This is a genomic window from Rhizobacter terrae, from assembly GCF_003852895.1.
Taxonomy (GTDB): domain Bacteria; phylum Pseudomonadota; class Gammaproteobacteria; order Burkholderiales; family Burkholderiaceae_C; genus Albitalea; species Albitalea terrae.
Map to the genome: position 1 here is coordinate 1 of NZ_QUSW01000018.1, position 9318 is coordinate 9318.

General features: G+C 69.3%; 2 protein-coding genes. Both read right to left on the reverse strand.

The features are described 5' to 3' along the window. Positions 1 to 8202: amino acid adenylation domain-containing protein (locus DZC73_RS29445; protein ID WP_124543975.1), on the reverse strand; the 8202-nt coding region annotated here is incomplete at its 3' end. Then, positions 8199 to 9318, reverse strand: a 1120-nt coding sequence (locus tag DZC73_RS29450; RefSeq protein ID WP_161974811.1) for a non-ribosomal peptide synthetase, incomplete at its 5' end; no start/stop codon positions are given. The genes DZC73_RS29450 and DZC73_RS29445, both read right to left, overlap by 4 nt.

A 9318-nucleotide genomic window follows, 5' to 3' on the forward strand; every position in this document is an offset into this window, starting at 1 on the left:
GTAGCTCAGGCTGTGTTCGCCTTGCACCAGCGCCGTCGCCTGCCCTTGCATCGCAGCACGCGCTTCGATCAGCTCGTGCACGCAGCGATCGCGCTCGTACGGCCGACGCGTCTCGTTCCAGCCGACCAGGACTCGCTCGCGCTCTTCCGCCGGCAGCACCTCCAGCTCGCGCACCGGCTGCTTCGGCCGACTCTCCAGCGCCTGCACCAGGCCCTCCAGCGCCGTCTGCATGTACCGGCACACCTGCTCGGGGGAGATCGGCGTTTGCACCATCACGTGCAATCCGAAATCAGCGCCGAGGTCATCGACGACGAGCGAGAACGGGTAGCTGCTGCGCTCCTCCATCGCCAGCATCTCGATGCCCGCCACGGCCCGGCGCTCGGCCTCGGAAAACTCCTGCGAGCGCGACACGGTCCTGGCGCTGTGACGGTAGTTCAGTCCCGCGCTGAACAGCGGTGCCGGCGCGGCCACCCCGCTGCATCGCTGCGCCAGCGCGAGCGATGCATGCTCGTGCTGCATGAGCTGCGCCAGCATGCCGTGCAGGTCGTGCAAGGCACTGCGCACGTCGATGCCCTGCAGGCGCACCCGCACCGGCAAGGTGTTGATGAACAGTCCCAGCACCCGGTCCGACCCGCTGCCGCCATGCGCGCGCCCGAGCAGCACGGTGCCGAACACCACGTCGTCGCGCCCGCAGGCACGCGCCAGCACCAGCGCCCACGCGAGGTGGAAGATGCTGGCCGCGCTGACGCCCTGCGTGCGGGCTGCTGCGCGCAAGCGCTGCGCGAGCTCGCTGTCCACCGCCTGCCGTGCGTGAACGATGAGCGATCCATCGCCCTTGGCATCCACCATGCCGAAGGGCGCGGAGGGCTCGTCCACGTAGCCGAGCATCTGCCGGAAGAAGGCTTCGTGCGATTGCGCCGGCACGCCCTGCCGGGCCTGCGCGACGAAGTTGCGGAACGGCAATGCGCGAGGCAGCCGGTCCGCCTCGCCGGCCAGGCACGCCAGCACTTCCTCCTGCACCTCTTCCAAGGTGGTGTGGTCGATCGCGAGATGGTGGAACAGCAGCAGCACCAGCCACCGCTCGCCCGCGGGATCGCGCGCCGCCACGATCCGCAGCAGCGGCGCCTGGCGCACATCCAGCCGGAAGCGCGCCGGGTCGACGCGCGCGAGCAACTGCGCGTGCGCCTCGCCGCCGTCGGCATCAAGCTCGACGACGTCGACGATCAGCGGCGCATGGCGAAGCACCACCTGCACGGCCTCCGGCAGTCCCTCCCAGTGGATGGCGGTGCGCAGCATGTCGTGGCGGTCCACCACCTGCTGCAGCGCCTGGAGATAGCGCTCCATCGTGGCACGGGTGTCGAAGGCCAGCGTCGCATGCAGCAGGTACGGGTCACCGTCGCTGGAGACGAGATGGTGGAAGAGGATGCCTTCCTGCAGCGGCGCGAGCGGATAGATGTCCTGCACGTTGGCCGCGCCGCCCGGCACCTGCGAGACGATGCGTTCGATGTGGCCGGCGTCCAGCGACACCAGCGGCAGCATCTCGGGCGTGATGCGCTCGCAGCCCGCCGCAATGAGGTTGTCCGGCACCTCCACCATGCCAAGGTCGCCGCGGGATGCGCCAGCCAGTGCCGCGATCGTCGGTGCGGACAGGAGCTGGCGCACGTCGACCGCCATGCCCTCGTTGCGCATGCGTTCGGCCACCCACACCGCCGACAGCGAATGGCCGCCGAGCTCGAAGAAGTTGTCGTGCCGGCCCACGCGTTCGACGCGCAGCACCTCGGCCCAGATCTGCGCCAGCCGGGCCTCGGTGTCGCCCACCGGCGCCTCGTACGCCCGCGACGGGTCTGCCCCGTCCTGCGGCGCGGGCAGCGCCTGCCGGTCGATCTTCCCGTTGGCCGTCAGCGGCAACGCCGGCAGCTGCACCACCGCCTGCGGCAGCATGTGCTGCGCCAGCGTGCGCTGCAGCCACTGCTTGAGCTGCGCAGCCTCCAGCACCACGCCCTCGGGGGCCGTGCAGTACGCCACCAGCCGCGTCTCGCCCGCATCCTCGCGCGCGACCACCACCGCCTGGCTCACCGCCTCGTGCGCCAGCAGCGCCGCCTCGATCTCCCCCAGCTCGATGCGCACCCCGCGCACCTTCACCTGCGCGTCGTTGCGCCCCAGGAACTCGATGCTCCCGTCCTCCAGGTGGCGCGCCAGGTCCCCCGTGCGGTACATGCGCGCTCCAGCCCCTGCGAACGGGTCGCTCACGAAGCGCTCGCTCGTGAGCTGCGGCTGGTTCAGGTAGCCGCGCGCCACCTGCGCCCCGCCGATGTAGAGCTCGCCGGCCACCCCCTGCGGCACCGGCCTCCTGTGCTCGTCGAGCAGGTAGATCGCCGTGTTGGCGATCGGCCGTCCGATGTGCAGCACCGGCACCCCGGGCTGCAGCACCCCGGAGGTCGCCACCACCGTCGCTTCGGTGGGCCCGTAGTTGTTCACCAGCTCGAAGCCCAGCGCCCGGGCGGGCATCTGCCGCAGCCGGTCCCCCCCGATCAGCAGCCGCCTGAGCGTGCGGTGCCTCCGCCCCGTGGCGAACGCGTGCTCGGCGATCGGCGTGGGCAGGAAGCTCACGTCCAGCGCCTCTTGCTCCCACCACGCCAGCAGCGCCTGCGGGTCCTGACCGCACTGCGGCCCGGGCATGCACAGCTGCGCCCCCACGCTCAGCGCCGGCCACATCTCCCAGACCACCGCATCGAAGCCGAACCCCGCCACGCTGGACGCCCGGTCTCCCGCCTTCAGCTCGAACGCCTGGCAGTGCCAGCCGATCAGGTTGGCCAGGTGCCGGTGCTCCACCATCACCCCCTTGGGCTGACCGGTGGACCCCGAGGTGTAGATCACGTACGCCAGGTTCGAGGCCGTCACGCCCGTGCCCTGCACCGGGCCCCGGCTCTCGCCATCCCACGCGCGTTGCGCCGCGTCCAGCTCGATCACCGGCACGTCCAGCGCCGGCAGGCGCTCGCGCGCCGCCCGATCGGTCAGCAGCGCGCGGGGCGTGCTGTCGCCCATCATGTGCGCCAGCCGCGCCTGCGGGTACGCCGGGTCCAGCGGCACGTACGCCCCGCCGGCCTTCCACACCGCCAGCAGCGCCACCACCATCTGCACGCTGCGCTGCATGCACACCGCCACCCGCTGCTCCGCGCCCACCCCCAGCCGCCTGAGGTGATGCGCCAACTGGTTCGCCTGGGCATCCAGTTCCGCATAGCTCAGCGCCTGGCCTTCGCAGCTCACCGCCACGCTCGCGCCGCGCTGCCTCGCCTGCGCCTCGATCAGCTCGTGCACGCACACGTCCGTCTCGATCACCGACTGCGTCGCGTTCCACGTCACCAGCATTCGCTCGCGTTCGGCACTCGGCAGAAGGTCGCAAGCCGAATGGTCAGCCTGCGGGTGCGCCGCCATCTCTTCCAGGACGGACCGGTAGTAGCCGAACAAGCGCTGCGACTGCGCCGCGGACAGGCGCGATGGGTCCACACGCAAGATGACCGCCAACCCGTGCGCGGTGTCGGTGAAGCTCGCGCTCAAGGCCAGGTTGGTCGCCTCGTGGCTCTCGCTGGCCTGCGCGGAAAACCCGCCCTGCTCCTGCAGCGCGTCGTAGACGTGGAAGTTGACGTAGTTGAATCCGGCCTCGTACAGCGGCACGCGGCCGTTGTCGGCAAAGATCTGGAAGTACGGATAGGCCCGGTGCTCGATGACATCCAGCTCGGCCTTGAACGTGTCGGCGATGAGGTCGACCCAGCGCCCTTTTTGCATGCGCAGCCGCAGCGGCAGCGTGTTCAGGAAGAGCCCGAGCACCTTGTCGCCGTCGGCCGCTTCGGGCCGCACGTTGCACACGAGGCCGGTCACCACGTCGGTCGTGCCGGACACGAGAGACAGCACGCGCAGATGCGCAGCAAGCAGGACGCTGCGCATGGGCACGCGCAACTCGGTGGCCAGCGCATGCAGGCGGTCGCGAACCGTGCTGTCCACGGCGAAGGTGGTGTCCCAGCGTGCCGTGCCGCCTGGCGCATCCGGCAGCCGCGCGGGCAAGGCGGTCATCGAATGCCCGGCGAGATGCTGCGACCAGAAGGCCCGGTGGTCCGGCGAGCGAAGCGCCTGCTGTTCCAGCGACACGACGGCCTTGGGCGTGGTGGCCAGCGGCGGCAGCGAGAAGGACTGCCTGGGATTCGACAGCGCCCCGAGGTACTGCTGGAACAACTCGGTCTGGAACGCCGCGACGCTCCAGCCGTCCAGGATGGCGTGATGGAAGCTGATGGTGTACTGGATGCTGCGCTCACTGCGCAGCTGCACGAACAGCCGCATCAGCGATGGCACCGCAAGATCGAATCCGGTGCTTCTTTCTTCGGCCAGGAACCGGGCGAGCAATTGCTCCTGCGCTTCGCGGGCGTGCATCGTCCAGTCCGACACCACCAGCGGAATCGAGGCGTGCGCATGCACGCGCTGCAGGGGTTCGTCGCCACCCCGCAGGTCGAAGGCCGTGCGCAGCACCGGATGCCGCCGCGCCATGGCGGCGATCACCCGACGGAACACCGCCTCGTCCCAGGCAGGAACCTCGACGGTGTAGCTGAACACGTCGTGGTAGAGCGCCGCCTGCGCCGACGCCTGGTTGTGGAACAGCATGCCCATCTGGAGCATGGTCAGCGGGTAGGCCTCGTCGTCTTCTGGTGCGCCCGCGTCGGCAGCCTGGGAGGGCAGCGCCTGCGTCGATGCACGTTCGTCGATCAGCCGCGCCAGGTTGGCGATGGTCTGTTCGCGGAACAGTTCCACCACGGCGAAAGGGAGGCCGGCCGCCTTCGCCCGGGTGAGGATGGTGATGCTGCGGATCGAGTCGCCGCCCAGCGCGAAGAAGTTGTCGTGGATGCCCACCGCATCGCAACGCAGGACCTCGCCCCAGATGCTCGCGAGCGTGGATTCCGTCGTCGTGCGTGGCGCTTCGTAAACCGCGGTCTGCTGCTGGACGCTCGGCAGCCGATGGCGGTCCACCTTGCCGTTGGCGGTGAGCGGCAGCGCGTCCATCATCACGAGCTGCGCCGGGACCATGTAGTCGGGCAAGGTGCGGGCCAGTGCGGCGCGCAGCACGAGCGCATCCGCTTCACCCTCAGCAACCACATAGGCCACCAGTTGCTTCGGACCGGATGAATCTTCCCGCGACAACACCACGGCTTCGCGCACCTGAGGCAAGGCCACGATGGCCGATTCGATCTCGCCCAGCTCGATGCGAAAGCCCCGGATCTTGACCTGCGCGTCATTGCGTCCGAGGTATTCGAGATTGCCGTCAGGCAGGAAACGCGCCAGGTCGCCGGTCTTGTACAGGCGGGCGCCGGGCTGCGGGGAGAACGGGTCGCGGACGAAGCGCTGCGCTGTCAACTCGGGCCGGTTCAGGTAGCCGCGCGCCACCCCCGCACCGCCGACGTGCAACTCGCCAGGCACGCCGATGGGCACCGGGTTCATCGCCGCGTCGAGCACATAGGCCGTGAGGTCCGCGATCGGACGCCCGATGCACAGCCGGGACACCGTGCCGGCGCTGAGCGGCCAGTGGGTCACGTGCACCGTGGTCTCGGTGATGCCGTACATGTTCACCAGCCGCGGCAACTCATCGCCATGCTTGGCGAACCAGGGTGCCAGCGCGTTCACGTTGAGCGCTTCACCGCCGAAGATCACCGTGCGCAGGGAGAGCGTGCCACGCGGCGCCTCCCGGTCGGCCTCGATCAGTTGCTGGAAGGCCGTGGGGGTCTGGTTCAGCACCGTCACGCGCTGGTCGCGCAAGAGCGCGTGGAACTGGTCAGGTGAGCGCGAGACCTCGTAAGGCACGACCACCAGTCGTCCGCCGTGCAGCAGCGCGCCCCAGATCTCCCATACCGAGAAGTCGAACGCATAGGAGTGAAAGAGCGTCCACACGTCGCGGTCGTCGAACGAGAACTTCGCCTGCGTGGAGGCGAACAGCCGCATGACGTTCGCATGCTCGACCATCACCCCCTTGGGCTGGCCGGTCGAGCCGGAGGTGTAGATCACATAGGCCACGTCGTGCGAACCCACGCCGATGGCTTCCGCGGGAAGGTTGCCATCGGCAAGCGATGACCAGGCGGCGGCGTCCGCATCGAGATCGACCAGCGGCACCGCGTCGGGACGTTCGAGCAGGCAGGCATCGATGGCGTCGCGCACCGGCTGGCTCACCGCGCCATGTGTCAGCACGGCCGAGGGTCCGCTGTCGCGGCACATGAAGACAAGGCGCTGGGCGGGATACGCCGGATCCAGCGGCACGTAGGCCGCGCCCACCTTGAGCGTGGCCAGCACGGCCACCACCATGTCGGCACTGCGCTCGAAGCACAGGGCCACCCGTGCCCCAGGAGCGATGCCGCGCGCGCGCAGGTGGCGGGCCAGCCGGTTAGCGCGCGCATTGAGTTCGCCGTAGCTCAGCTGAAGATCGCCGAAAGCGAGTGCCACGGCGTGCGGTGTGCGTGCCACCTGGGCTTCGAACTGCTCGTGCAGGCAGGGCCAGGCCGAGATGGCGGTGTGCGGCGGATTCCATTCGGTGATCAGCCGATGGCGCTCCTGCGCAGGCAAGACGTCGAGCGCACGCACCGGCGTCGCAGGTGCGGTTTCCAGTGCCTGCACCAGGTGCTCCAGCACGGTCCGCATGTAGGCGCACAGCCGGGCCGGGTCCGCCGGCGACTGCACCTGCGCCGTGAGCATGAAGCCCTCGCCCAGGTCGTCCACGGAGAACGTGACGGGATAGTTGGTCAGGTCTTCGCCACCGAGCAGCTCGATGCCGAAGCCGTTGCCATCCGTGCCGGGCGTCGCGGCCGCAGCACTGTGCCGATAGTTGAAGAGCGCGCTGAACAAGGGCGTGGCAGCGTCCAGGCCACTGCAGCGGCGGGCCAGCGACAGGGGCGCATGCTCGTGCCGCAGAAGCTGCGTGAGCAGTCCATGCGTGCGGCGCAGGGCGGCGCCGACACCTTCGCTGTCCACCTGCATTCGCAGGGGCAGCGTGTTGATGAACAAGCCGAGCGCGCGTCCTGCGTCGGCGCCGCCTTGCAGGCGTCCAAGCATCAACGTGCCGAAGACCACGTCCTCACGCCCGGACACGCACGCCAGCACGCGGGCCCAGGCCAGGTGGAAGACACTGGCGGCGCTCGCGTTCAGCCGGCGCGCGCCATCGCGCAAGCGCCGTGCGAGGGCGTCCTCCAGCAGTTCCCGATGCTCGGTGATGTCGTGCGCCTGGCCCCGCACATCGGCGAGGCCGAAGGGCAAGGTCGGCTCGTCCACCGTGCCCAGCATGTCGCGGAAGAACGCCTCGTGCTCCTCGCGGGGCAGACCCCGGCGTGCCTGCGCGACAAAGCGCTTGAACGGCACCGGCGCCGGCAGCTCGCCGGCGCGGCCGAGGAACTGCGCCATGATTTCTTCGTGCACCAGGTCGGCGGTGCGGTGATCCACCACCAGGTGGTGGTACAGCAGCAGCAGCACCCAACGCCCGTTGGGCACGTCCTGCGCCACCGCCACGTGCATCAGGGGCGCGCGCTGCACGTCGATGCCCATGCGGCGGGGGTCGTAGCGATCTTTCAGCTGGCCGGCGATGTCGCCGTCCGCGGGGTCGAGGGTGAGTTCGTCCACCGCGATGCGCACCTGGCGCCAGACCACCTGCACCGGCTCGGGAAGGTCTTCCCAATGCACCGAGGTGCGCAGCACGTCGTGCCGGTCGATGACAGCCTGCAGTGCCCGAAGGTACTCGTCCACCTTGGCGCGGCTGCTGCAGGCCAAGGCGTTCCACAGCAGGTAGGGATCGCCTTCGGTCGCGGCGAGGTGATGAAAGAGGATGCCTTCCTGCAGCGGTGCGAGCGGGTAGATGTCCTGCACGTTGGCCGCGCCGCCCTCGATGCGGCGGACCAGGCCGTCGATCTGTTCGTCGGTGAGCGTCACCAGGGGCAACATCGCGGGCGTGATGCGTTCGCAATCGGGCGGAATGCCGGCCGAGGTGTCCGCAGCCACCGAACCGATTCGCTGGCCCGATTTCAGCCGCTCGATCAGCGCCTGCTTGTTGGCGCGCAGCAGGTTCAGCAGCTTGTCATCGTCCAGCACGCCTTCTTCGGCGCGCACCGCGAGTTCCTCGCCCTTGAGCGACAGGCTGACGCCCTTTTCTTCGAGTTCGGTCAACAGCTTGGCGAGTGTCACAGCAGGAACTCCTTCATCTTTTTGGCCGATCTGGAAAAGCTTGCGAGCGTGGGCTCGATGAACAAGGAGCGCACGTCGGCATCGAGGGTCGCCTCACGCATGCGCTCCATCACGCTGACGGCGAGCAGCGAGTGGCCGCCGAGTTCGAAGAAGTTGTCGTGCCGCCCGACGCGCTCGAGTTGCAGCACCTCGGCCCAGATGCGCGCCAGCGTGGCCTCGACCTCGCCCACCGGCGCTTCGTAGCCTCGCTCCGCGTAGGCCGAACCGTCGGGTGCGGGCAGCGCCTTGCGGTCGACCTTGCCATTGGGCGTGAGCGGCAGCGCATCCAGCCGCACGATCGCCTGCGGCACCATGTACTCGGGCAACTGCGCGCCCAGCTGTTCGCGCAGCACTTGGCTGTCCGCCTGCTCGCCCACCACGTAGGCCACCAGCCGCTTGTCCCCGGGGCTGTCCTCGCGCGCCAGCACCACCGCTTCGCGCACGCCCTCGCACTGCGTCAGCCTCGCCTCGATCTCACCCAGCTCGATGCGGAACCCGCGGATCTTCACCTGGTGGTCGTTGCGCCCCAGGAACTCGATGTTCCCGTCGCCCAGGTACCGCCCCAGGTCCCCGGTCCTGTACATCTTCTGCCCCGCTGGCCCGTGCGGGTCCGCCACGAAGCGTTCGCTCGTCAGCTGTGGCTGGTTCAGGTAGCCCAGCGCCAGCCCGTCTCCGGCGATGTGGATCTCCCCCACCGCCCCCTGCGGCAGCGGCTGCCCGCGCCCGTCCAGGATGTACACCCTCGTGTTCGCGATCGGTCGCCCGATCGGGATGCTGCGTGCGCCCTCTTCCACCCGTTCGATCTCGCAGGTGATCGCAAACGTCGTGCTCTCCGTGGGCCCGTACCCGTTGATCAGGTGCCGCGGCCCGCCTTGGTCCAGCACCCGGCGGATCACCTGCGCATCCAGCGCATCACCGCCCACGATCAGGTAGCGCAGCTGCGACCACACATCGGCCAGCTCCTGCGCCATCTGGTTGAACAGCCCCACCGTCAGCCACAGCACGTTCACGCCCTGCGACTGCAGCCGCTGCCTCAGCCGCTGCGGCTGCAGCACGCTGTCGTGGTCCACCACCACG